This window comes from Streptomyces palmae, from assembly GCF_004684805.1.
GTDB lineage: Bacteria > Actinomycetota > Actinomycetes > Streptomycetales > Streptomycetaceae > Streptomyces > Streptomyces palmae.
This window is the reverse complement of the sequence record NZ_SRID01000002.1, coordinates 13,036-34,260: the sequence shown is the minus strand read 5'-3', so window position 1 is coordinate 34,260 and position 21,225 is coordinate 13,036. Positions and strand designations below refer to the sequence as shown.

Below are 21,225 nucleotides of genomic sequence, written 5' to 3'. Positions count from 1 at the left end.
GGGGCGGCACACTGGATGACAGACGTACGTTTGCTGAGCAGTGCTGAGCAATGAACAGAACAGGTGTGACATTCATGGCCGGCAACAGCCAGCGCAGGAACCGCCGTACCAGCAACAAGAAGGGCGCCACCGTCGGCAGCGGCGGCAAGCGCCGCCGCGGCCTGGAGGGCAAGGGCCCGACCCCGCCCGCGGAGATGCGCAAGGGACACGTCAAGCAGCGCGTGGCGAACGCCCGCGCCAAGGCGGCGACCCGCCGTCCGGCGCCCCGCCGCGGCGGCCCCAAGGGCACCAACGAACTGGTGGTGGGCCGCAACCCGGTGGTCGAGGCGCTGCGCGAGGGCGTGCCGGCCAACACCCTCTACGTCCAGCAGTTCATCGACAACGACGAGCGGGTGCGCGAGGCGCTGCAGCTGGCCGCCGAGCGCGGCGGCATCAACCTCATGGAGGCGCCCCGCCCCGAGCTGGACCGGATGACCAACGGCCTCAACCACCAGGGCCTGGTGCTCCAGGTCCCGCCGTACGACTACGCGCACCCTGAGGACCTGCTGGACGGTGCCGCGGACGAGGGCGAGGACCCGCTGATCGTGGCCCTGGACGGGGTCACCGACCCGCGCAACCTGGGTGCCGTGGTGCGCTCGGTCTCCGCCTTCGGCGGGCATGGCGTGGTGGTGCCCGAGCGGCGCGCGGCCGGGATGACCGCGGGCGCCTGGAAGACCTCGGCGGGCACCGCGGCCCGTACGCCGGTGGCCCGGGCCACCAACCTCACCCGGGCGCTGGAGTCCTACCAGAAGGCCGGGCTGACCGTGGTCGGACTGGCCGCCGACGGCGAGGTCGAGCTGCATGAGCTGGAGGTCCTCGACGGCCCGGTGGTGATCGTGGTCGGCAGCGAGGGCAAGGGCCTGTCCCGCCTGGTCGGTGAGACCTGCGACCTGCGGGTGCGGATCCCGATGCCGGGTGGCGCGGAGTCGCTCAACGCGGGTGTCGCGGCCGGTGTCGTCCTCTACGAGGCCTCCCGCCGCCGAGCCTGACCGCCCTGCCGGGCGGGTCTCCGGAGTGCGCTGTGCCCTGCCGGGCGGGGTGGCATGGTGCGGCCCATCGCGGGTGTCGCGCGGCTGGCGTGGTGCCACGAGGCCTCGCGCCGCCGTGCGGGATCGCCCCTGCCGGGCGGGTGTGCGGGTGCGCTGTGCCCTGCCGGGCGGGGTGGCTGAGCGTTGACCGCTGGGCGGGTGGGTGACGCCGTCCCCACCCGCGCCGCCGTCGGGCTGCGGTGCGGTTCCGGGTCGGGGGCCGTGGTGCGGGAGCCCGCGCCTGGGAGTGCGCCGCCTGGTGGCGGCCGTGCGCGGGGTGCCGTGGCGCCGTCGGGTGTCGGCGGTGTCGGGTGCGTACGGCATTCGGCGCTGACCGGCGGGAACACACCGTGTTGATCTTGACTTGACGGGCCTCGGACAGCTAATGGCGGTCCGGGCAGTGTCTTAACCGGGCGTCACTCGGTTAGATGAGCGTGGACACCAGAACACCCCGCTCGCCGTCGGGGGGAAGCTCGCCCGGGTTCGATGAGGAGCCGCTGCTGAACATGGCCAAGGTGCCATGCGACCCAGCGCAGGTCATCGTCAGTCACGCGAGCTTCCGGGTGCAGCTCGCCCGCCCGGTCCGGGGCCGCTCGCGGGTGGACGCCGCGCGGACGGGCCAACCGCCGGGCGCGCGCCGCCGCCGGGCGCCGGTGGTCTGGAGCGGGCACACCGTGCCGGGCGGCGACCCGGCCGCACAGCTGCTCCAGGCGGTGCGGCAGTCCGGCCGCACCTGGGCCGCGGGTGCCGAGGGCGAGGAGCCGGCCGGGGCCACCCGGGTCATCCCCCGGGTGGCGCTCCAGGACCCGCCCACCCTGGTCATCAAGCCCCGGTTGTCCCAGGACGGCACCGAGCGGCTCCCGGTGGTACGCCCCGGCCGGCCGGCGTACGGCGGTGCCCGCCCGGGCACGCCCGGCACCCCCGGGGCGGGCCTGCCCGGCGGACCGGACCCGGAGCGGGACGGCGACCCGGACGACGCGCCCGGCGGTGAGCCGCAGCCCGGCCACCGGCGCGGGCGCACCGCGGGCGCGGCGAACGCGAACGCCGGGGTGCGGCACGCGTACTACCCCGCCCGCCGCCTCAACCTGGGCATCGTGCTGCTGCCGATGCGGATCTTCCTCGGCCTGATCTCGGTCTACGCGGGCCTGGGCAAGCTCGCCGACCCGGTCTACTTCGACGGCGGCGAGCGCGGCTCCATGGTCAAGTGGCTGCGGTCCCTGGACCCGTGGCCGGTCGCCGAGCCACTGCGCGACTTCGCGCTGAACCACCCGGTGGGTGCCGGGCTGAGCGTGGCGTTCATCCAGGTGGTGGTCGGCGTGCTCACCGTCATGGGGCTCTGGCAGCGGGTCGCCGCCGGGTTCGGGGCGGCGCTGTCGGCCGCGCTGCTGGTCACCGTGAGCTGGCGGACCCTGCCGGCCTACGACGCACCGGACATCATCTATCTGGCCGCCTGGAGCCCGCTGATCATCGCCGGCGCCCCGGTCTACTCGATGGACGCCCGGTTGACCGGCGAGGCCTGGCGACGGCTGGGCCCGCGGGTCGAACTGTGGCAGCTGCGGCGGCGGGTGCTGCGCCGCGGCGGGCTGACCGCGGCCGTGGTGTGCGGGCTGACGCTGCTGTTCGGCGCGATGCTCGGCGGGGCGGTGCGCTCCTCGCACCCGGTCCACGCTCCGCACCACGGTGACTCGCCGCACAACAGCCTGCCCGGCTCGCCGCTGCCCCAGCCCTCCGGGCACAGCACCCGCCATCACGCCAAGCGCCCCGCGCACGTGGGAGGTTCCCCCTCGGCGGCCCAACGCTCGGCGAGCCCGTCCACCTCGGCGTCCCCCGCGGCGCCGCGGTCGACCAGGGAGGCGGCTCCCACGGGCACCGGCGGGGCCGGCGGCGTGCCCAGCCAGACGCAGAGCGTCCCCCAGGGCACCCGGCCGCAGGCTCCCCGGCGGCCCGTCGCACCCCCGGCGGCCCCCTCCGGGCCCACCACCTCGGCGGGCGGCGGGACCCCGAGCGGGTCCGCCTCCGGCGGTGGCGGCGGCTCGGCCTCCGGCGGCTCCGGCTCCACCTCCGGCGGCGGAGGAGCCCTGGGCGGCCTGCTCGGCTGACCGACCGCCCGGACCGGTGGCGCTTCCCGCCACGGCAGCGACCGCGGGCCCGTACGGAGCGATCCGACGCTCCGTACGGGCCCGTGTGGCGTACCGGCTTCCGGCCCGGGCACCAAGGTCCGGCCCTGGAGCGGCCTTGGTGACCGGCTGCCAGTCCGGATTCCGGTCCGGCTCCCGGTCCTGATTCGTCTGGCTGCCGCCGGCGTTGGGGTCCGGCTTCCGTTCGGCTTTCGGGAGTCTCGCCGGGCGGTGTCCGTCAGCGGGGTTCCGGGAGGCCGGGTGCGGCGGCGGTGCCGGCGAGTTCCTTGGCGGCCTCGGTGAGGTCCTTGGCGGTGTCGATGGCCCGCCAGTACGCCCCGTGCGGCAGCGGGAATCCGGCCAAGCGGCGTTCCCTGGCCAGCCGGGGGAAGGTGGTGCGCTCATGGTCGCCGCGGTCCGGGAGCAGCGCGGTGAAGGCCGCGGAGAAGACGTAGACGCCCGCGTTGATCAGGTACGGCGAGGGCGGCGACTCGATGAAGTCCAGGACGTGCCCGAACTCGTCGGTCTCCACGGCTCCCCAGGGAATCCGCGGCCGGGCCAGGGCGAGGGTGGCGACCGCGTCCCGCTCGCGGTGGAAGTCGGCCATGTCGCGCAGCGAGAAGCGGGTCCAGATGTCGCCGTTGGTGGCGTACCAGGGCTGGTCGGGGTGGGGCAGTGAGGCGGCGGCGTACTTCAGGCCGCCGCCGCGTCCCAGCGGCTCGGTCTCCACCACGGTGGTCACCCGCAGCGGGAGGTCGGCGGAGTCCAACCACTCCTGGAGGACGTCGGCGAGGTGGCCGCAGGAGATCACGGCATCGGTGACGCCCTCGGCCGCCAGCCAGGACAGTTGATGGCCGATGATCGGCGTGCCGGTGCCGGGGATCTCGACCATCGGCTTGGGCCGGTCGTCGGTGTACGGGCGCAGTCGCGAGCCCTGGCCTCCGGCCAGGACGACGGCCTGGGTGGGCCGTACCGGATGGGCGTGCGGCTGAGGGGCGGTTCGGGCGTCACCTGTCATGGTCCGCACCTTATGCGGTACGGGGCGCCGCCCTTGCGGCGTGGGTGCGTCCGCCGTACGGGGTGAGGGCGAGGCGGCGCCTCGGGTGCCCGGCGTACGCCGCGAGGCCGCGAGCACGGCGCGGCACCCACCCGCGTACCGGCGTACGACCCGCATGACGGCACAGGGCGGCACATGGCGGCGCCCGACGCGCGCATCCGGCGTGCGGTACGGCCCGCGGCACCGTGCGACGCGTCGGGCTGGGGTGGGGTGAGGGACGGCGGGACCCGCGGAGTCAGTGGATCTGGGAGACCCCGCTGGCGAAGGAGGTGTCGCAGACCGGCCGCGAGTACGCCTGGGCGCGCTGTGCGGAGCCGTACTTGGCCACCGCGGCCCGGCCCAGCGCGCGGGCGATGGTGGCGCAGTGCTTGGCCAGCGAGGGGCGGCGGTCGGTGGCCATCTGGAGGTGGGTCAGCGCCACCCCGGGATCCCTTCGCTGGAGTTCGGCCAGCAGCTGGTCGCGCAGCACCTCGTGGGCGGCGCGCGGGGCCGCGTGGGTGGAGGCCCGACCGGAGGAGGCGGTGAGGATCTGCGATTCCGCGTGGGGGTTCGCCCAGGGCACGCGGGCGACCGCGAGGGTGCCGGAGAGCACCAGGACGACGGGGAGGACCAGCGCGAGAGTTCTGCCGATGTGGCGGGTGGCGGTGTTCACAGGGACTTCCTCGTGGACGTTCGGGGAGGGAACTGCGATGACGCCGAGATCGTAGCGAGGAGTGATGAGATGGCGACATTGAGTCACCCTGATGAGGGATGGCGAAAGGGTAGTTATCTGTGCTGCGTTGACATCTCGCGGTGAATTGCCCGTTCTGTCGCAGTACTTATCGAGACAGGGAGCGCGGGGTGGGGAAACGGCGACGGCGCCGCCCCGCCGCGGTGAGCGGAGGGCGGCGCCGTCGGGCGCTCGGGTCGTACCGGGCGAGGTCAGTCGCTGAGCCGCTCGCCGGAGGAGGTGGAGAAGACGTGGGTCTCGCCCGGCCGCGGCACCACGTGCAGCACCGAGCCCTTGGCCGGCACCTGCCGCCCGTTGACCCGGACCACCAGGTCCTTGGTCTCGCCGCCGACCTCGGCGTGGCCGTAGACGTAGCCGTCCGCGCCCAGCTCCTCGACCACGTTGACGGTGACCGCCAGACCGGCCGGGGCGTCCTTGGTCAGCGACTTGCCGCTGACCTCGCCGCCCGCGCCGACCAGGTCGAAGTGCTCGGGGCGCACGCCCACGGTCACCGTGGTGTCGCCCCTGTCGGCCGCGGCGCTCAGCGCCTCCCGGGAGACCGGCACCACGCTGTTGCCGAACTTCACGCCGCCGTCGGTGATCGGCACCTCCACCAGGTTCATGGCGGGGGAGCCGATGAAGCCCGCGACGAAGAGGTTGGCCGGCCGGTCGTACATGTTGCGCGGCGAGTCGACCTGCTGAAGAAGTCCGTCCTTGAGCACGGCCACCCGGTCGCCCATGGTCATGGCCTCGACCTGGTCGTGGGTGACGTACACGGTGGTGATGCCCAGCCGGCGCTGGAGGCCGGCGATCTGGGTGCGGGTCTGCACGCGGAGCTTGGCGTCCAGGTTGGACAGCGGCTCGTCCATCAGGAAGACCTGCGGCTCACGCACGATGGCGCGGCCCATCGCCACGCGCTGGCGCTGGCCGCCGGAGAGCGCCTTGGGCTTGCGCTCCAGGTACTCGGTGAGGTCCAGGATGCGGGCCGCGTCCTCGACCTTCTGCCGGATCTCCGTCTTGTTCACGCCGGCGATCTTCAGCGCGAATCCCATGTTCTGGGCGACGGTCATGTGCGGGTAGAGCGCGTAGTTCTGGAACACCATGGCGATGTCCCGGTCCTTCGGCGGCAGGTGGGTGACGTCGCGGTCGCCGATGCGGATGGCGCCGCCGTTGACGTCCTCCAGGCCGGCGAGCATGCGCAGCGAGGTGGACTTGCCGCAGCCGGAGGGGCCGACGAGAACCAGGAACTCGCCGTCCTCGATGGCGATGTCCAGCTGGTCGACGGCGGGCTTGGTGCTGCCCGGGTAGATCCGGGTGGCCTTGTCGTACGTGACCGTAGCCATGGTGATGCATCCCTTCACCGGCAGGAACGTGCCGGACGATCCGAGTAAAGGTGGATGTTTCCGGTCCACTCGCGCGAACCTGCCGTGACGGTACCCGGCGGATCCCCCCGTGTCAGTAGGGAGGGGTGCCTTCCGCCCCGCCGCGCCGAGGGGGCGGTTCGGCCGAACCGGCCGGGGATGCGGCGGATGGGGCTCGGACGGGTCACGGTGATGGGTACACTGCAGAGGACTCGCCGACTTAGCTCAGCTGGTAGAGCACCGCTCTTGTAAAGCGAAGGTCGTCGGTTCGAACCCGACAGTCGGCTCTGTGCACCACCGCCCCGCCCTGGACGCTCCATCTCCGGGGGAGGCGTCCCTCACGGCCTCGGACACCGGTCCGGGGCCGTTTCGCGTACGCGGCGGACGAGTGAGGGGGCGGGACACCCGGCGCCGGACCGGGTGGGAAGGATCGTCGCCATCCGGGAGGGGGCCGGCCGGACTCCTCATCGGTCCTCTCGAGCTTCTCCTGGGGCGGGGCGGTGTGGCGCCGCCGGTGGGTCCGGGGTGGGCCGTACTCCCTCGCTCCGGTGCCGGCGGCGCCGCGGCCGTTTCGGTCGTCGGGTCGTCCCGGGGGCGTGGGGCGTGTGTGGCGGTTTGGTGACATGCCCGGGATAGATCGGTAAGACCCGTACGAGACGATCGGACAGGTCGTTTGCAGACGCTCCGGGAGCTGTCAACAACAGGCCAACGGGGGCGTCTGCGATAGCCCAGCGTCGTGGAACGGCTGCGCTGTGCATGCGCGGGGTGGCCGTGCGGGGTCGGTTTCGGGCTTGGAGTGCAGCTTGATGTCAATCCCGCCAACGTTATGGGCTCCGCTTATGGGAGACCTTGTGCGCAAGGGGGGTTTTGCTTGACCTTTACCAGTAGTCGCGCGTTGACTGGGTTGGAACCAGCGAACTAATCTCGCGCGTCAAGTGCTGGTGACGAGTTTCGAAGTCAAAGCATGGCCGACCTGCGAGTTCTTACTCGCGAGTTAAGAGTCGGTGGCGTACGGGTGGACACCGGAGTCGCCGTGAGACGGACATTTAATTGCGGATTCAATTAGCGGATTCGGGTATCGATGATCAGTTTCGGTGACCCCTGTCCACCTGGGTGTTCGACGGTAATCGACGGGTGCGCGATCGCGAGGGCGCGCGCCACATGGGGGAGTCATGACAGAGCTGTCGAAAACGGCCGATAGCGCGGACGGTGTGGAGGACGCCCTGATGCGGGCGCGCCGGCTCATCGAGTCCGCGGTGTCGATGCACCGCAGTGCGCCGGCGCAGCGCTCGCCGATGGTACTGACCTCGGATGTCCCGGCGGTGCGCCGGGAGATCGCGCGGCTGCTGTCCCAGGCCAAGCGGAGCGTCTGCGTGATCGTGCCGGGCAGCTTCGAGCGTGCCAAGCCGATCATTCCGTTACTGGGCAAGCTGAGCGCGCTGGGGGGCTCGGGGGTCGCGGTACGGGTGCTGTGCTCGCCGGAGGTGCTGGCGCCGCTGGGGATCCTGGGAGCCGCCCGGCGGGGCGTTCCGGGGTACGAGGTGCGGGTCACCGAGGTCGATCTGCAGGGCGCGATCATCGTGGACGGGCGTCGGTCCTTCGGCCGCACCGGCCCGGAGCGCAACGGCCGTTACGCCTCGGTCATCAGCGACCCGGCCGCGGTACGGGCGCTGGACCTGATGTTCGCGGGCATCTGGGGGAGCGCCATTCCGCTTGCCGAGCACCTGCGGCTGGCGGAGCGGCTGCGAACCGAGGCGGTGCGGCTCATCCTGGAGCGGCTGCGCGCCGGCCACACGGACGACGTGGCGGCCAAGGAGATCCAGGTGTCTCTCCGCACCTACCGCCGCCATGTGGCGGCCATCATGCGCGACGTCGGCGCCAACTCCCGCTTCCAGGCGGGGGTTCGCGCCGTTGAGCTGGGGCTTCTGTCGCAATGTGACTGACTTGGGCTGATCGGCTGATAGATGTCACGGGGTGAGGTAGTTGAAAGATCCCGCACTGTCCGGGGCGGGTACCGGCTGGGGAAACGAGGGCGGGGCTGATGGTGCCGCCGGCATCGAAAGTAGCGAATTCAGTCATGCGCATGTCGAAGATGACATAGCGCAGGAACTCCTCGCGGTTCGCGAGCTCATTGAGTCGACGGTGGTCAAGCACCGCGACCGGCAGTCCCGCAATTCCTGGGTGGCTGCCGTCGAAACCGAGGACAGGGAAATTCTCCGGGCTGCTCGAGAATTGCTCGCGCAGGCCTCGGAAACCGTTGACGTGGTACTCGCGGCGGAAGCCGCGCACGCCCGCGTCATCCATTCCGTACTGAGTGAATGGCTCACCGAGGAAGGCATCACGGTCAGGACCCGGATGCTGTGCGCCCAGTCCACGCTGGACTGGCAATTCGTGCAGCGGCACACCGGGGACGGCCAGCCGTTGGAGGTGCGGGTCGCCCGCATCCCGCTGCTGGCCGCCCTGATCGCGGACGGCCGCTCCGCGCTGGTCTGCGCCGACTCGGCGGTGGGCCGGCGGGCCTCGGCGATCCGCGACCCGGGGGTCATCGAGACCCTGCAGACGCTGTTCGACGGCATCTGGCGCAACGCGCTCCAGGTGACCGAGCGCATCGACTTCGGCGACCGGGCCCGGACCGACATGGTCCGGCCGATCCTGGAGTGGTTGCGGCTGGGCGTCACCGACGAGGTGGCCGCCCGGGAACTGTCCGTCTCGGTGCGCACGTATCGCCGGTACGTGGCCGAAATCATGGCCCTCCTGGGGGCGAACTCCCGTTTCCAGGCCGGAGTTCGGGCGGCGGAGCTGGGTCTGCTGCCCATTGCGCCCTCCCAGGAGCCACCGCAGCTGCGGCGCTGAGCGCGGCGGCCCAGGGCACGTCCCGTCATCCGTGGTGGATTCAGTGAGCCTCCAAAGCTCGCCACGGGTGACGGGACGGCCGCACTTCAACAAATAGTCAGGAGACCGGAAGGCGACGGCGCGCCCGGCGGGGCTGGCAGGTTCCTGTAGTCGTCGTTGCGGGTGTTTGGCGGCGGCGACTAGACATGACCATAGGAATTCTCAACCCACTTCAGGGAGTTGGATGATGAATTCCCCGGTGGCCCTCATCCCCGCGCGGGTCGCCGGCGCGGAGGTTCGGGATACCCTCCCCAGCCACGCCGGGCCTCCGCCCGTCCGACGAGGAGACACATCCATGACGACCTCAACTCCGGAACAGGCACTGAGCGGAGTCGGTGTTCTCGACAAGGCGTCGCTCCTGCTCGGCGTGCTGGAAGGCGGACCGGCCTCGCTGTCGAGACTGGTCTCGGACACCGGGTTGAAGCGCCCCACGGTGCATCGGCTGGTCCTCGCGCTGGAGCGGCTGCGGCTGCTCGCCCGGGACGCACAGGGCCGGTTCATCCTGGGGCCCCGGCTGGGGCTGATGGCCATGGAGGCGTGCCGGGACCATCTGGTGCTGTCCGCCGAGCCGGTGCTGGGCGAGCTGCGGGACATCACCGGCGCCAGCGCCCGGCTCTACCGGCGCCGCGGCAACATGCGGGTCTGCGTGGCGGAGGTGGCCGCACCGGGCGACCCCGGTCCCCGGGACCGGGTGCCGGTGGGCGCCGCGCTGCCGATGAACGCCGGACCGGTCTCCCAGGTGCTGCTGGCCTGGGAGCGGCCGGACGAGCTCTACGAGTGCCTGCGCGGGGCGCAGTTCAACGCGGCCACCCTCTCCGGGGTGCGGCGGCAGGGCTGGGCGCAGAGCATCGGCGGACGGGAGCACGGCATCGCCGCGGTGGCGGCGCCGGTCCGCGGCCCGGGCGGCCGGGTGATGGCCGCGCTGTCCATCTCCGGACCGGTGACCGAGATGAGCAGCACCCCGGGCCGGCTGTACGGCAGTGCGGTGATCGACGCGGCGCTCCGGCTCAGCGGCGGCGGCCTGCACCGCTGACGAGTGGCCGTCCGGCCGGGGTGTGGCGCCGCTCCGGCGTGCCCGCCCGCGGGGCGACGGCCTGCGGCGGTGATGAGTCTTCCCGCACGCCGTCCTGGCGCGGCCCGGTCGCGATCCGGCGAACTGGCCCACGCGGTGACGCCGTACGGCAGTGGTGAGGCGACTGACGCGGACCTTTTGGCATGCCTGACCGGTGGCGTACGGCGGTGGTCGGTGTTCGTTCGCCGTCCTGGACCGGACCTGAACTGGCCGACGCGGTAAGGCCATCCGGCCAGGGCGAGGCGACTGACATGGACCTTTTGGCATGCCTGACCGGTGGCGTACGGCGGCGGTCGGTGTTTCGTTCGCCGTCCTGGCGTGTGCCCTGAACCGACCGACGCGGCAAGTCCGTTCTGCTCGGGCGCGGGGCCCCTTGGCTCGGCCGGCTTCGGCGTATCCGCGTGCCGGGGCGTGGCATGCGGCGGTGGCCGGTGTCCCCCGGGAGGACACCGGCCACCTGATCTCGGGCACGCCCCGCGGAGAGGCCGCGCGGTCAGCGCATCCGCAGCAGCGCGCAGCCCAGCGCACCGTCCCGGTCGACCGAGGTGAGCACGGCCACCCGGCCCGCGGCACGGGCCGAGTCCTGGGCCGCGGTGAGCGTGGCGACCACCTGGAACGCGGAGGTGGCCGCGCCGGTGTCGCCGATCTGCCCGGGCCGGCCCAGGGTCAGCGGGTCCAGGTCGCCGAAGAGGGCGTCCAGGGCCTTGAGCTCCTGCCGTCCCGCCTCGCCCGCCGGGGCGGAGGCGGAGACCGCCCACACCTCCTCGCGGCCGATGCCGGCCCGCCTGAGCGCGTTGCCCACCACGGTCTCCAGTCCGGCGGCCACCCCGTCCGGGCCGGTGATCCCGCTGCTCACGCCGAGCACCTCGGCGAGCGCGTCGTCGTCACCCCTGCCGTCCGCGGCCGGCGCGCGCAGCTGGACCATGGCGCAGCCCTCGCCCAGCACGGTGCCGGTCTCGTCGGCGCCCCGGGTGTGCCACTCCAGCCAGGAGCGGTCGGTGGTGTACTCCTCGGCGGCGCCGCACAGGACGGTCCGGGCGCGGCCGGTGGCCAGCAGCCGGCGGCCGTAGTTGAGGGTGGCGATACCGGAGTTGCGGCCGGCCGCGATGGTGGCGTTGGGGCCCTTGAGCCCGTACCAGATGGCGCACATGCCGGCCGAGGCGTTGCCGATGGCGTTGGGGATGTGCGCGGTGTTGATGTAGTACGGCTTCTCGTCGGTGAGGGTGTCCCGGGTGATGTCCACCATGCTCTTGTGGCTGCCGTGGGTGGTGCCCAGCACCAGCGCGGTGTCCTCGTCGGGGTCCTCGGAGGGCAGCGGGCCGCCGGTGGTGTCCAGCAGCCTGCCGACCGTGGTGACCACCAGGCCGGTGACCCGGTCCATGGCGCGGGTGCCCTTCTTGCCGAGCACCTCCTTGATGACGAAGCCGGGGACCAGGCAGGCCTCGGTGTCGGCGCGCTCGCCGACCAGCCAGTCCTCGTTCTCCAGCGGCACCGAGGTGGTCCGGCCGGAGCGGAAGCCCTCCTCGAACGCCGCGCGGCCGATGCCGTACGGCGAGACCGCCGACCAGTCGGTGATCAGTGGTCCGGTCATGCTGCTCACGCTCCCTCTCACGCCTCGTACCTGCCGAGGAGGACCACGGCGTTGTTGCCCCCGAAGGCCAGCCCGTTGTTCTGCACGATCCGCAGATCGGCCTCGACGGCCTCGTTGGGCACGCAGTCGATCTCGCACTCGGGGTCGGTGGAGGCATGGTTGATGGTGGGCGGGATGAACCCGTGGGTGATCGCCAGCGAGCAGGCGATCGCCGCCAGTGCGCTGGCCGCGCCCATGGTGTGCCCGAGCATGGACTTCACCGAGACGGTGCGCGGCGGGGTGGTGCCGTACACCGAGCGGATGGCCCGGGACTCGGTGACGTCGTTGGCCTTGGTGCCGGTGCCGTGGGCGGAGATCAGGTCGACCTCCTCGGGCTTGACGCCCGCGTTCTCCAGCGCCAGCTCCATGCAGCGGGCGACGCTGGACTCCAGCGGCGCCACCTGGTGGTCGGCGTCGCAGTTGAGGCCGTAGCCGAGCACCTCGGCGTAGATCCGGGCGCCGCGGGCCAGCGCGGACTCCAGGGTCTCCAGCAGCAGCACCCCGGCGCCCTCGCCGGTGAGCAGGCCCTTGCGGTCGATGTCGAAGGGCTGGCAGCGCTCGGGCGCGATGGTGCCCAGCCGGTAGAAGCCGGCGAAGGTCTTGCGGCACATGGCGTCGGCCCCGCCGCACAGCGCGTAGTCCGCCTCACCGGAGCGCACCGCGTCGAAGCCGTAGCCGATGGCGTAGTTGCCGGCCGCGCAGGCGGTCGGGATGGTGACGGCCTCGACGTCGGTCAGGCCCAGCTCCTGGGCGATGCTGGCGGACAGCCGTCCGGCGCGGATCCGGCCGGCGATGGAGCGGTCCATCTCGGCGGAGCCCTTGGCGAGTTGGCTGGCCACCAGGCGGTCCAGGTCCCAGGACTCGCCGTCGGTGGTGCCGATGGAGATCAGGCCGCGCTGCTCGCGCAGGTCCGCCGGGTCCAGACCGGCGTCCTGGACGGCCATCCGGGCCGCCGCGACCGAGAACTGGCTGGCCCGGCCGAGCTGGGCCGCGTCCAGGTTGCGGATCCAGCGCTCGGGTTCGAAACCGCGGATCTCGCACCCGTTGGTGTGCTCGAACCCCTCGGTGTCGAAGACGGTGATCGGCTTGGCGCCGCTCCGTCCCGAGCGCAGGCCCTCGGCGAACTCTGCGGCGCCCACTCCGATGCTGGAGAAGACTCCGAATCCGGTCAGCACCACTCTGCGTGCGGCGTCGTGTACGCCGCCGGCTGGATTAGTCGTCATGGCTTCCCCCCAAGTGGATCGGGCGCGGCGGTGGATGGATCGGGCTGCTACCAGCCGGCGGACTCGGCCAGGACCTCGTAAACGCCGTTCAGGTTGACCATGCGGGAGAGCTCGGCCTGGTCGATCGTCACCTTGAATTCCTTCTCCAGCGACGCCAGGATCTCGATGGCGCGCAGCGAGTCGGCGCCGTGGTCCTCACGGAACAGGCTCTCGCCGGTGACCTCGTCCTCTTCGAGCTCGAGGATCTCGCAGACGATCTCCTTGATGGTGGCAGCCTGCTCAGCCGTGACATTGGCCATGGTGGTCAACCTTTCAGAATTACCTGGGTATTTCCCGGGGGACAGTAGGGAGGCGTCGAACCGCGCGGCAACCGCATTCGCAGGAAGTTGTCATGTGACGCCGCGTCGGCTGTCCCAACCTGTCAACGTGCTGCGCGACCGGGGACGTTGCACCGATTGATGGGTCTGACACCCACCTGCCGAACCGTCGGCGGCGCATACTCCCAGGGCCGGGTGGGGGTGGCATCTTCCTGTCGGGATGGTCGGGAGCACTCCCCCGCCACCTCTATCGTTCCGGTGAATCCACTTTTCCTGATCTGCCGAACCGCCAGACTTCCGGCGCTGTCCGGAGGCGCATTCGGCGGCAGGAATCTTCCGTATTCCCAATTGGCCGCGGAGGTCTCCCATGCCTGCCATCACCGACGAGCAGTTCGAGCAAATCAAGGAGATCGTCTGCGAGATCCTCGAGCTGGAAGAGGACGAGGTCACCGAGACCAGCCTGTTCCGCGAGGACCACGGCGCCGACTCGCTGCGCGCCATCGAGATCCTGGCCTCCCTCGAGAAGGAGTTCAAGATCACCATCGACCAGGCGGAGCTCTCCCGCATGGTCAACCTCAAGGGTGTCGCCGAGGTCGTCGGCGAGTCCATGGACGCCAAGTAACCCGCCGAACGCAACCAGCGGAACCCAGGGGGTAGAGCATGACCGAGCGGTGGCCCATCACCGGGGTGGGCGCGGTGGCCAGCGTCGGCCGTACCGCCGAGGAGATCTTCGAGAGCCTCTGCGCGGGACGGACCGGGCTCGCGCCGATGCGCGAGTTCACCAAGGACTGGTACACCGCCGGTGAGCTGTACGAGATCCAGGCGGACACCAAGGACGCGGCCGGGCAGCCCAGCACGGCACAGCGCGCGACCGGCTTCCTGCTGGACGCCGTCGCGCAGGCGCTGGCCGACGCCGGCATGGACGAGGACCTGGGCGACATCCCGGTGCTCGTCGGCACCGGGCTGCGCGAGCTGCGTTCGGTGGAGCGCTGGTGGCGTGACGGCGACCCGCTGACCGCGGCCGGGCTGCACTTCGGTGCCGCGCTGCGGGAGCGGTTCAACGCCAGCAACACCCACACCTTCTCCAACGCGTGCTCGGCCTCGCTGTACGCGCTCTCCCTCGCCACCGACCTGCTGGCCGACGAGGCGGGCCCGGAGGTCGTGGTGGTGGCCGGCACCGACTCGATCACCGAGAGCATGTTCGGCATCGCCGACCGGGTGCAGTCCGTACCGCCCGGCGCGGTGCGCCCCTTCGACCGCAACCGGATGGGCACCATCCTGGGCGAGGGCGCCGCGGCCGTGGTGCTGCGTCGCGCGCCGCGGGACGGCGCGGCGCCGCGCGGCTGGGTGCGCGGGGTGGGCGTCAACTGCGACGCCATCCACGCCACCGCCCCGGACGCCGGGATGATCGCCCAGGTGATGCGGGAGACCCACCGCCGGGCGGGGGTGGCCCCGGCCGAGATCGACCTGGTGATGCTGCACGGCACCGGGACCCCGGCCAACGACCTCGGCGAGGCGCAGGCCATGGGCGAGGTGTTCGGCGAGGACGTGACCTCGCCGGTGATGACCGCCATGAAGTCGATGACCGGTCACACCTCGGGCGGCTCCGGGCTGCACTCGCTGATCACCGCGCTGGGCAGCATGCGCACCGGTCGGATCGCGCCCACCATCACGCTCGACGACCCGATGGACGAGGTGGAGACCTTCCGCATCGTCCGTGACAAGGAGGCCTCCGCGAAGGTCTCGCTCGCCCAGATCAACGCGTTCGGATTCGGCGGCATCAACGCCGTCGCGATTGTGGAGGCCGCGTCGTGACCACTTCCGTGACCAGCAGCGCGGTCATCACCGGGGTGGGGCTCGCCCTCCCCGGCGTGGACTCCGCCAAGGACCTGCTCAGCACCGTCGACCCGGCCCCCGAGCCGGTCGACCCGGCGGCCCGGATCGGCAAGAAGGGCCTGCGCTACAAGGACCGGGCCACCCAGCTCGGCCTGGTGGCCGCGCACGACGCGCTGATCGCCGCCGGCCTGCTGGACGGCCACGGCCTGAAGACCAGCCTCAAGGTGGCCCCGGAAGAGGTCGCCGTGGTGGTCAGCTCCAACTTCGGCAACCTGGACTCGGTCGTCGAGGTCGTGGACACCATCGCCAAGGAGTGCAGCTCCCGGCTGGTCAGCCCGATCGTCACGCCCAACCTGTCCAGCAACATCGTCGCCTCCGAGGTGGCGATCCGGTACACCCTGCGCGGGCCCAACCTCACCGTGTGCAACGGCGCCACCGGCGGTCTGGACGCGGTCGGCTGGGCGCTGTCCTGGCTGCGCGCCGGACGCGCCCGCTACGTCCTGGTGGTGGGTGTCGAGCCGGACAACCCGGTGGTCCGCAAGCTGGTCGGCGGGGACCGGGTGCTGGACGGCGCGGCGGCCCTGGTGCTGGAGCGTCCGGCCGACGCGGCCGAGCGCGAGGCCCCGGCGCTGGCCGAGTGCGTCCGTGCGGTGCGCACCTCCTCGGTGGCCGCCTGCACGGCCGCGCTGACCGCCGGCGGCGAGCGGCCCGCGGCCTGGTACCTGCCCGAGGGCGGCGCCGAGGTGGACCAGGAGCTGCTGCCCGGCGCCGACCGGCTGGACCTGGCCCCGGTGTTCGGCACCACCTCCGGCGCGCTGGGCGTGCTCCAGCTCGCCTCCGCCGCCGGCCGCTACCAGACCGGTGAGCGCGGCCCGGTGCTGGCGGTCTGCGGCGCCGAGGACGACGGTGTGGCCGGCGTCCTGATACGGCCCGGACAGGACTGACGCCATGGCACAGCCGGTGCGGCCGAGCGGGCAGCCCCCGGTCCGACTGCTCCCCAAGCGAGCGGGCGGCCCCGGGGAGCCCGGTCTGCTCATGCTGCACGGGCTGGCCAACAGCGCGACGCTGTGGGACTCCTATCTGTCCCACAGCGCCGCGGGCGGTCCGGTACGGGCCGCCGAGCTGCCCTGGCGCGGCGGCGGTGTCGGGAACTGGTACCACCACCCGGCGGCCCTGGACTGGATACGGCAGGCGCTGGACGCCGCGGCCGAGCCGGCCGGCGGCTGCGAGATCGTGGTCGCCCACTCCTTCTCGGCGCTGCTGCTGCTGAACCTGCTGGGCGGCGCCGAACCGGGCACCGCGCCGGACCGGGAGCTGCCCGAACGGTGGGGCATCCGCGGCCTGGTCCTGGTCTCGCCGTTCTACCGGGCCGCGCCGCAGGACTTCGACTACGCCACCTTCACCGGCATGCTGGGCCGGATCCAGGAGCACACGGCCGACTCCCTGGCGGTGATGTCCCAGGGCCGCGGCAACCCGGCGCTGCGCCAGGCCATGGCGCTGCGGCTGGCCGAACTGGTCGGCCCGTACGGCTGGACCCGCTTCTTCGAGCAGTACCTGCGCAGCCCCTGGGCCGACCTGGCCCGGCTGGACCTGCCGGTACTGGTGATCACCGGTGCCGGGGACCGGATGGCCCCGACCGAGGAGGCCGCCACCCTCGCCCGCCTCCTGCCGCAGGCCGAACTCCACACCCTGGAGGACTGCGGCCACTTCCCGATGACCGAGCACAGCGAACACTTCGCGGCACTGGTCGACGGCTTCGCCGACCGGATCCGCACCCGGGGCGAGACCGTCGCCCCTTCCGCCTGCATGGGAGACCGATCATGACCGATACCGCTGTCAAGCGCCTGCTGTCCGAGACCACCACGGTGGTGCACAGCCCCGGCTACGAGGGTGCCAACATCGGCACCATCATCGGCTTCAAGCACGTCAACTACCTGGTCGAGAAGGCCATCATCGACCACTTCCGGGTCAGCGGCCTGCCGGTCGGCGCGCTCTACGAGGAGTGCGGCCTGGGCTTCGACCTCACCTTCCTCGACTCCCGCCTGAACACCGCGCTGATCGTGGACGACCAGGCCTCCATCGAGGTCAAGCCGGTCACCAAGGACGGCGACGACGAGCTGACCTTCAAGGTCTCCATCACCGTGGAGCGCGACGGCGAGCCCAACAAGGCCGTCTCCTCCAAGGCCCGCGCGGTGCTCCGGTACGACGAGGACGACCGCCGGATGCTGGAGCGCAAGCCGGTCCCGGCCGGCCTGGAGCGCTTCGTCAAGGCGCGCATCGGCGGCGCCGAGCCGGGCGCCGAGGTCGCCGAGCTGGGTGCGGAGACCCTGATCTCCGGCGGCTCCGTGGACCGCGACCCGGTGCTGGAGCAGCTCACCGCCGGTGAGAACGCCTACGCCTGGAAGTTCCGCATCCCCTACCCCTACGTCCACTTCTTCGAGCGCATGCCGATGTCCGGCTACCTGCGCCTGATGGAGGAGGCCAAGCACCGCTTCGTGGACGCCCGGGGCATCTCCATCCGCGCCCTGCTGGACGAGTCCAACTGGATCCCGGCAGTGACCCGTTCGCACGTCACGCTGCTGGACGAGGCGCACCTGGAAGAGGACCTGTACGTCGTCTACACGGTCGACAACATCTTCAAGAACCTGCTCTACACCTCCCGCCTGGACTACTACGTGGTCCGCGACGGCCGCCTGGTGAAGACCGCCACCGGCGAGATCACCCACGCCTACGGTGTGGTGGAGAACGGCAAGAAGGGCCGCCTGGTCGAGTGGGACGAGCGGGTCGCCCGAGCCTTCCGCGGTGAGGGTGACGCCAAGTGACCGCGACCGAACAGGCGGCGGAGACCGCCAAGGTCGCGCTGGTCACCGGCGGCAGCCGGGGCATCGGCCGGGCGGTCGCGCTGCGGCTGGCCGCGGACGGCTTCGACGTGGCGATCTGCTACGCGGGCAACGCCGAAGCCGCCGCCTCGCTGGAGAAGGAGGTGGTGGACCTGGGCCGGCGCGCCTTCGTCAAGCAGACCGACGTCTCCGACATGGCACAGGTCCGCGCCCTGGTCGGCGAGGTGGAGGCGGCGCTCGGCCCGATCGACGCGGTGGTCACCTCGGCCGGCATCACCCGGGACAACCCGCTGCTGCTGATGAAGGACGAGGACTGGCAGCGGGTCATCCAGGTCAACCTCGACGGCACGTACAACGTCTGCCGCACCGTCATCTACGAGATGATGAAGCGGAAGTCCGGCGTCATCGTGAACCTCTCCTCGGTGGCCGGCGTCTACGGCAACGCCACCCAGACCAACTACGCCGCCTCCAAGGCCGGGATCATCGGCTTCACCAAGTCGCTGGCCAAGGAGGTGGGCCGGTACGGCATCCGCGCCAACGTGGTCGCCCCCGGCTTCATCGAGACCGACATGACCAGCGCGCTCAGCGACAAGGTCATCGAGCAGGCCAAGACCCAGATCCCGCTGCGGCGGGTCGGGCGGGCGGAGGAGGTCGCCGACCTCGTCTCGTACCTGGTGGCCGACCGCTCCTCGTACATCACCGGCGCCGTCCTGCAGATCGACGGCGGCATCCACCTCTGACCGGAAGGAGAGCAGACCCATGGCCAAGCCCAAGAAGCAGCCGCGCTGGTACTTCTCGCTGCGCAGCCCCTACGCCTACTTCGCCTACCGGGACCTGACCGAGCGCTACCCGGACGTCGCCGACGCCATCGAGTGGATCCCGTTCTGGGAGCCGGACGCGGTGACCCAGAAGCTGCTCGACGCGGACGGGGTGGAGCTGCCCATCGTCCCGATGTCGCGGGCGAAGAACTTCTACATCCTCCAGGACCTGCGCCGCCTGTCGAAGCTGCGCGGCTTCGAGATGACCGTCCCGGTGGACCGCGACCCCAACTGGGAGATCTCCCACCTGGGCTACCTGGTGGCCCAGGACGCCGGCAAGGGCCGCGAGTACATCGACGCGGTCTACCGGGCCCGGTGGATCGAGGGCAAGGACATCACCGAGCGGGCGACCATCGCCGCGGTGGCCGAGCAGCTGGGCCTGGACGCGGACGCCGTGGCCAACGCCTCGGACGACGACGAGATCCGCGCCCGCGGCGCCGCGGCGCTGACCCGCTCGTACAAGGACGGCCTGTTCGGCGTGCCGTTCTTCGTGCATGGCTTCAACAAGTTCTTCGGGGTGGACCGGCTCAAGCCCTATGTGGCGGCGGTCCGCGGCGAGGACCCGGTGGAGGGCGACATCGACCAGTCCTGGCTGGGCGAGTTCATCGAGCTGCCGGAACTGGTCACCCCGGGTGGCGACGGCGGCATCGCGGGCGGCTGTGCGTAGGCGCTCCGCTTGAGGGCCGCAGGGGTTCGTGGTCGTTCGGCTGCGGGTCTGTTTGTGGCTTGTCGCGCAGTTCCTCCCCCAGACTCCGTCCGGGGGGACGCCCAGCGCCCCCTGAGAGCGCGGTACCGCCGTACATCGATACAAGCAAGGAGAAACAGGGCTATGGCCGAGAAGAGCATCGAGATCGGTGAGCTGCGCGAGCTGATCGCCGACGTTCTGGACATCGCCTCGGACGAGGTGACCGAGGACGCCCACTTCATCGAGGACCTGGGCGCGGACTCGCTGCTGGCGCTGGAGATGGCGGTGATCCTGGAGCGCACCTACGAGATCAAGATCGAGTCGCACGAGATCACCGACGTGCAGCGGCTGCGCGATGTCCACGAGCTGCTGCAGCGGAAGCTCGCGAGCGTGTGACCCGGCCGATGACCGCGCCGACCATGTCGTACCTGCTGGTGGAATCGCAGGTCGGCCATGCCTCGGAGCGGTTCGTCGGCGACGCGCTGGCGCTGGCGGCGGCGGGCGGGCGGGTGCGCCTGTTCCTGGTGGCGGACGCCGTCGCCGCCGCCGTGCGCGGCGCCAGTGAGCCGGTCGCGGCCTTCACCGCGGCCGGCGGCGAGCTGTGGGTGGACGGATTCACCCTCGCCCAGCGCGCCATCCCGCGGCGGGTCCTCGCCGACGCGGCGAGCGTGGTGGACATGGACCGGGTGGCGGCCGAACTGACCGCGGCCGGCACCCGGGTGGTGTGGCACTGATGGCGGCCACCGTCGCCCGCAGGCACTGGGACCTGCTGATCGTCCTGACCGCCCCGCCGCATGTGAACGACGCGCTCACCACCGCGCTGCGGCTCGCCCAGGCCGTCCTCGACCAGGGGCGGACGGTACGGATCTGGGCCTGCGGCTACAACACCATGCTCACCCAGGAGTCGCTGGGCGACCGCAAGCCGGCCCACCTGCTCGACCCGCGGGTGGTCGCGCCCTCGGCCGCCGCCGTCATCCGCGGCATGATCGACGCCTCCGAGAAGCGGCTGGCCTGGATCGTTTGCACCGCGTGCAGCGCCGAGCGCGGCGCGGGCCGGCACATCCCCGAGGTCCGGCTCAGGTCCGACGCCCGGCTGGCCGCCACGGTCGCCGCGGCCGACCGGACCGTGTACATCGGGGGAGCCTGAGCGATGACGTACCTGGCCGTGATCGACCGCGGCTACCGGGGCACGCTGGAGGCCCAGTTCTTCGACGCGCTCTACGGCGTGCTGGCCTTCCGCGGCCAGCTCGGCACCATCGACCTGGTGCTGCGCGGCACCGCGGTGACCGCCGCGGTGACCGCCGAGTCCGCACCACCCCGGCTGAAGCTGGCCGGCCTGCCGGAGATCACCGCGCCTGACCCGCGCGCTTCGGTGGCCACCCTGGTCGAGGAGGGCGTGGCGGTCTACGTGGACCGGCACGGCCTGACCGCCCTCGGCCTGGACGAGGACCGGCTGCTGCCGGGGGTGCGCTGCGTGGACAGCACGCGGCTGGCGCTGAGCTGGGACACCTACCAGCACGTGTGGTTCCTGTGAGGGGCGCACACCGCGGACCGGCGAGGGGGCCGGCCCGCGGCTTACGCGCTTGACCAGCCCGGCCCCG

22 protein-coding genes and 1 tRNA gene are annotated in these 21,225 nt (G+C 71.8%); 17 read left to right on the top strand and 6 right to left on the bottom strand.

Translation table 11 applies throughout. From position 1 onward, the window contains the following. The first annotated feature begins 74 nt into the window (after positions 1 to 74). Complete coding sequence (rlmB, locus tag E4099_RS00540; RefSeq protein WP_135336863.1) at positions 75 to 1,028, top strand: 23S rRNA (guanosine(2251)-2'-O)-methyltransferase RlmB; 954 nt, start codon at positions 75 to 77, stop codon at positions 1,026 to 1,028. Positions 1,029 to 1,573: 545 nt separating this feature from the next. After that, the gene (locus E4099_RS00535) at positions 1,574 to 3,166 is read left to right on the top strand and encodes a DoxX family protein (protein WP_245244445.1); all 1,593 of its coding nucleotides are present in this window, start codon (positions 1,574 to 1,576) and stop codon (positions 3,164 to 3,166) included. A 256-nt stretch (positions 3,167 to 3,422) separates the two neighbouring features. Here the strand turns inward: E4099_RS00535 and E4099_RS00530 are convergent, their stop codons facing one another. The 3 genes from E4099_RS00530 to E4099_RS00520 form a co-directional block, all read right to left on the bottom strand. Then, positions 3,423 to 4,202 carry a nucleotidyltransferase family protein gene (locus E4099_RS00530; protein ID WP_135336861.1) on the bottom strand — a complete coding sequence of 260 codons (780 nt, stop codon included), beginning with the start codon at positions 4,200 to 4,202 and terminating at the stop codon, positions 3,423 to 3,425. A 274-nt stretch (positions 4,203 to 4,476) separates the two neighbouring features. After that, positions 4,477 to 4,893 carry a hypothetical protein gene (locus E4099_RS00525; RefSeq protein WP_135336860.1) on the bottom strand — a complete coding sequence of 139 codons (417 nt, stop codon included), beginning with the start codon at positions 4,891 to 4,893 and terminating at the stop codon, positions 4,477 to 4,479. Between the two features lie 269 nt (positions 4,894 to 5,162). After that, a complete protein-coding gene (locus tag E4099_RS00520) occupies positions 5,163 to 6,293 on the bottom strand; it encodes an ABC transporter ATP-binding protein (protein WP_135336859.1) in 1,131 nt (376 codons plus the stop codon). A gap of 232 nt (positions 6,294 to 6,525) precedes the next feature. Here E4099_RS00520 and E4099_RS00515 point away from each other — a divergent pair. The 4 genes from E4099_RS00515 (at position 6,526) to E4099_RS00500 (ending at position 10,236) form a co-directional block, all read left to right on the top strand. After that, positions 6,526 to 6,598 (top strand) — tRNA-Thr (locus tag E4099_RS00515). 885 nt (positions 6,599 to 7,483) lie between these two features. Then, positions 7,484 to 8,254: a helix-turn-helix domain-containing protein gene (locus tag E4099_RS00510; protein WP_135336858.1), complete on the top strand. Its 771-nt coding sequence runs from the start codon at positions 7,484 to 7,486 to the stop codon at positions 8,252 to 8,254. A 40-nt stretch (positions 8,255 to 8,294) separates the two neighbouring features. Further along, positions 8,295 to 9,164 carry a helix-turn-helix domain-containing protein gene (locus tag E4099_RS00505; protein WP_245244443.1) on the top strand — a complete coding sequence of 290 codons (870 nt, stop codon included), beginning with the start codon at positions 8,295 to 8,297 and terminating at the stop codon, positions 9,162 to 9,164. A 334-nt stretch (positions 9,165 to 9,498) separates the two neighbouring features. Further along, a complete protein-coding gene (locus E4099_RS00500) occupies positions 9,499 to 10,236 on the top strand; it encodes an IclR family transcriptional regulator (protein WP_135336857.1) in 738 nt (245 codons plus the stop codon). A 532-nt stretch (positions 10,237 to 10,768) separates the two neighbouring features. Here E4099_RS00500 and E4099_RS00495 read toward each other — a convergent pair. Genes E4099_RS00495 through E4099_RS00485 form a run of 3 tightly spaced genes read right to left on the bottom strand, consistent with a single transcriptional unit; the run spans position 10,769 to position 13,427 of the window. Beyond that, on the bottom strand, positions 10,769 to 11,866 hold the full coding sequence (locus E4099_RS00495; RefSeq protein WP_135336856.1) for a beta-ketoacyl synthase N-terminal-like domain-containing protein: 1,098 nt from the start codon (positions 11,864 to 11,866) through the stop codon (positions 10,769 to 10,771). 17 nt (positions 11,867 to 11,883) lie between these two features. Next, entirely contained in the window at positions 11,884 to 13,128 is a 1,245-nt protein-coding gene (locus E4099_RS00490) for a beta-ketoacyl-[acyl-carrier-protein] synthase family protein (protein ID WP_135336855.1), read from the bottom strand. Positions 13,129 to 13,175: 47 nt separating this feature from the next. Next, entirely contained in the window at positions 13,176 to 13,427 is a 252-nt protein-coding gene (locus E4099_RS00485; RefSeq protein WP_135336854.1) for an acyl carrier protein, read from the bottom strand. A 385-nt stretch (positions 13,428 to 13,812) separates the two neighbouring features. Between E4099_RS00485 and E4099_RS00480 the strand changes: the two genes are divergently transcribed. From E4099_RS00480 to E4099_RS00430, 11 genes are all read left to right on the top strand, one after another. After that, a complete protein-coding gene (locus E4099_RS00480; protein ID WP_135336853.1) occupies positions 13,813 to 14,067 on the top strand; it encodes an acyl carrier protein in 255 nt (84 codons plus the stop codon). A 38-nt stretch (positions 14,068 to 14,105) separates the two neighbouring features. Continuing rightward, positions 14,106 to 15,260 (top strand): beta-ketoacyl-[acyl-carrier-protein] synthase family protein, encoded by a 1,155-nt coding sequence (locus E4099_RS00475; protein WP_135336852.1) that lies wholly within the window; start codon positions 14,106 to 14,108, stop codon positions 15,258 to 15,260. Beyond that, complete coding sequence (locus tag E4099_RS00470) at positions 15,257 to 16,225, top strand: beta-ketoacyl synthase N-terminal-like domain-containing protein (RefSeq protein ID WP_245244442.1); 969 nt, start codon at positions 15,257 to 15,259, stop codon at positions 16,223 to 16,225. The genes E4099_RS00475 and E4099_RS00470 overlap by 4 nt, the downstream gene beginning before the upstream one ends. Before the next feature lie 4 nt (positions 16,226 to 16,229). Then, entirely contained in the window at positions 16,230 to 17,105 is an 876-nt protein-coding gene (locus tag E4099_RS00465) for an alpha/beta fold hydrolase (protein WP_135336851.1), read from the top strand. Next, positions 17,102 to 18,103: an acyl-CoA thioesterase gene (locus E4099_RS00460; protein ID WP_135336850.1), complete on the top strand. Its 1,002-nt coding sequence runs from the start codon at positions 17,102 to 17,104 to the stop codon at positions 18,101 to 18,103. The genes E4099_RS00465 and E4099_RS00460 overlap by 4 nt, the downstream gene beginning before the upstream one ends. Beyond that, positions 18,100 to 18,861 (top strand): 3-oxoacyl-[acyl-carrier-protein] reductase, encoded by a 762-nt coding sequence (gene fabG, locus E4099_RS00455; protein WP_135336849.1) that lies wholly within the window; start codon positions 18,100 to 18,102, stop codon positions 18,859 to 18,861. The genes E4099_RS00460 and fabG overlap by 4 nt, the downstream gene beginning before the upstream one ends. Positions 18,862 to 18,880: 19 nt before the next feature. Further along, positions 18,881 to 19,606 carry a 2-hydroxychromene-2-carboxylate isomerase gene (locus E4099_RS00450; protein WP_135336848.1) on the top strand — a complete coding sequence of 242 codons (726 nt, stop codon included), beginning with the start codon at positions 18,881 to 18,883 and terminating at the stop codon, positions 19,604 to 19,606. Positions 19,607 to 19,768: 162 nt separating this feature from the next. After that, complete coding sequence (locus tag E4099_RS00445; RefSeq protein WP_135336847.1) at positions 19,769 to 20,020, top strand: acyl carrier protein; 252 nt, start codon at positions 19,769 to 19,771, stop codon at positions 20,018 to 20,020. An 8-nt stretch (positions 20,021 to 20,028) separates the two neighbouring features. Next, positions 20,029 to 20,358 (top strand): hypothetical protein, encoded by a 330-nt coding sequence (locus tag E4099_RS00440; RefSeq protein ID WP_135336846.1) that lies wholly within the window; start codon positions 20,029 to 20,031, stop codon positions 20,356 to 20,358. Beyond that, positions 20,358 to 20,771, top strand: a complete 414-nt coding sequence (locus tag E4099_RS00435) for a DsrE family protein (RefSeq protein WP_135336845.1) — start codon at positions 20,358 to 20,360, stop codon at positions 20,769 to 20,771. The genes E4099_RS00440 and E4099_RS00435 overlap by 1 nt, the downstream gene beginning before the upstream one ends. A 3-nt stretch (positions 20,772 to 20,774) precedes the next feature. Continuing rightward, positions 20,775 to 21,158: a hypothetical protein gene (locus tag E4099_RS00430; RefSeq protein ID WP_135336844.1), complete on the top strand. Its 384-nt coding sequence runs from the start codon at positions 20,775 to 20,777 to the stop codon at positions 21,156 to 21,158. Positions 21,159 to 21,225: the final 67 nt, after the last annotated feature.

Coding starts and splice junctions, on each gene's coding strand:
- E4099_RS00535 (WP_245244445.1), top strand. CDS start 1,574: ATGGCCAAGGTGCCATGCGACCCAGCGCAGGTCATCGTCAGTCACGCG.
- E4099_RS00510 (WP_135336858.1), top strand. CDS start 7,484: ATGACAGAGCTGTCGAAAACGGCCGATAGCGCGGACGGTGTGGAGGAC.
- E4099_RS00520 (WP_135336859.1), bottom strand. CDS start 6,293: ATGGCTACGGTCACGTACGACAAGGCCACCCGGATCTACCCGGGCAGC.
- rlmB (WP_135336863.1), top strand. CDS start 75: ATGGCCGGCAACAGCCAGCGCAGGAACCGCCGTACCAGCAACAAGAAG.
- E4099_RS00440 (WP_135336846.1), top strand. CDS start 20,029: ATGACCGCGCCGACCATGTCGTACCTGCTGGTGGAATCGCAGGTCGGC.
- E4099_RS00495 (WP_135336856.1), bottom strand. CDS start 11,866: ATGACCGGACCACTGATCACCGACTGGTCGGCGGTCTCGCCGTACGGC.
- E4099_RS00490 (WP_135336855.1), bottom strand. CDS start 13,128: ATGACGACTAATCCAGCCGGCGGCGTACACGACGCCGCACGCAGAGTG.
- E4099_RS00485 (WP_135336854.1), bottom strand. CDS start 13,427: ATGGCCAATGTCACGGCTGAGCAGGCTGCCACCATCAAGGAGATCGTC.
- E4099_RS00430 (WP_135336844.1), top strand. CDS start 20,775: ATGACGTACCTGGCCGTGATCGACCGCGGCTACCGGGGCACGCTGGAG.
- E4099_RS00450 (WP_135336848.1), top strand. CDS start 18,881: ATGGCCAAGCCCAAGAAGCAGCCGCGCTGGTACTTCTCGCTGCGCAGC.
- E4099_RS00530 (WP_135336861.1), bottom strand. CDS start 4,202: ATGACAGGTGACGCCCGAACCGCCCCTCAGCCGCACGCCCATCCGGTA.
- E4099_RS00435 (WP_135336845.1), top strand. CDS start 20,358: ATGGCGGCCACCGTCGCCCGCAGGCACTGGGACCTGCTGATCGTCCTG.
- E4099_RS00460 (WP_135336850.1), top strand. CDS start 17,102: ATGACCGATACCGCTGTCAAGCGCCTGCTGTCCGAGACCACCACGGTG.
- E4099_RS00465 (WP_135336851.1), top strand. CDS start 16,230: ATGGCACAGCCGGTGCGGCCGAGCGGGCAGCCCCCGGTCCGACTGCTC.
- E4099_RS00475 (WP_135336852.1), top strand. CDS start 14,106: ATGACCGAGCGGTGGCCCATCACCGGGGTGGGCGCGGTGGCCAGCGTC.
- E4099_RS00500 (WP_135336857.1), top strand. CDS start 9,499: ATGACGACCTCAACTCCGGAACAGGCACTGAGCGGAGTCGGTGTTCTC.
- E4099_RS00445 (WP_135336847.1), top strand. CDS start 19,769: ATGGCCGAGAAGAGCATCGAGATCGGTGAGCTGCGCGAGCTGATCGCC.
- E4099_RS00480 (WP_135336853.1), top strand. CDS start 13,813: ATGCCTGCCATCACCGACGAGCAGTTCGAGCAAATCAAGGAGATCGTC.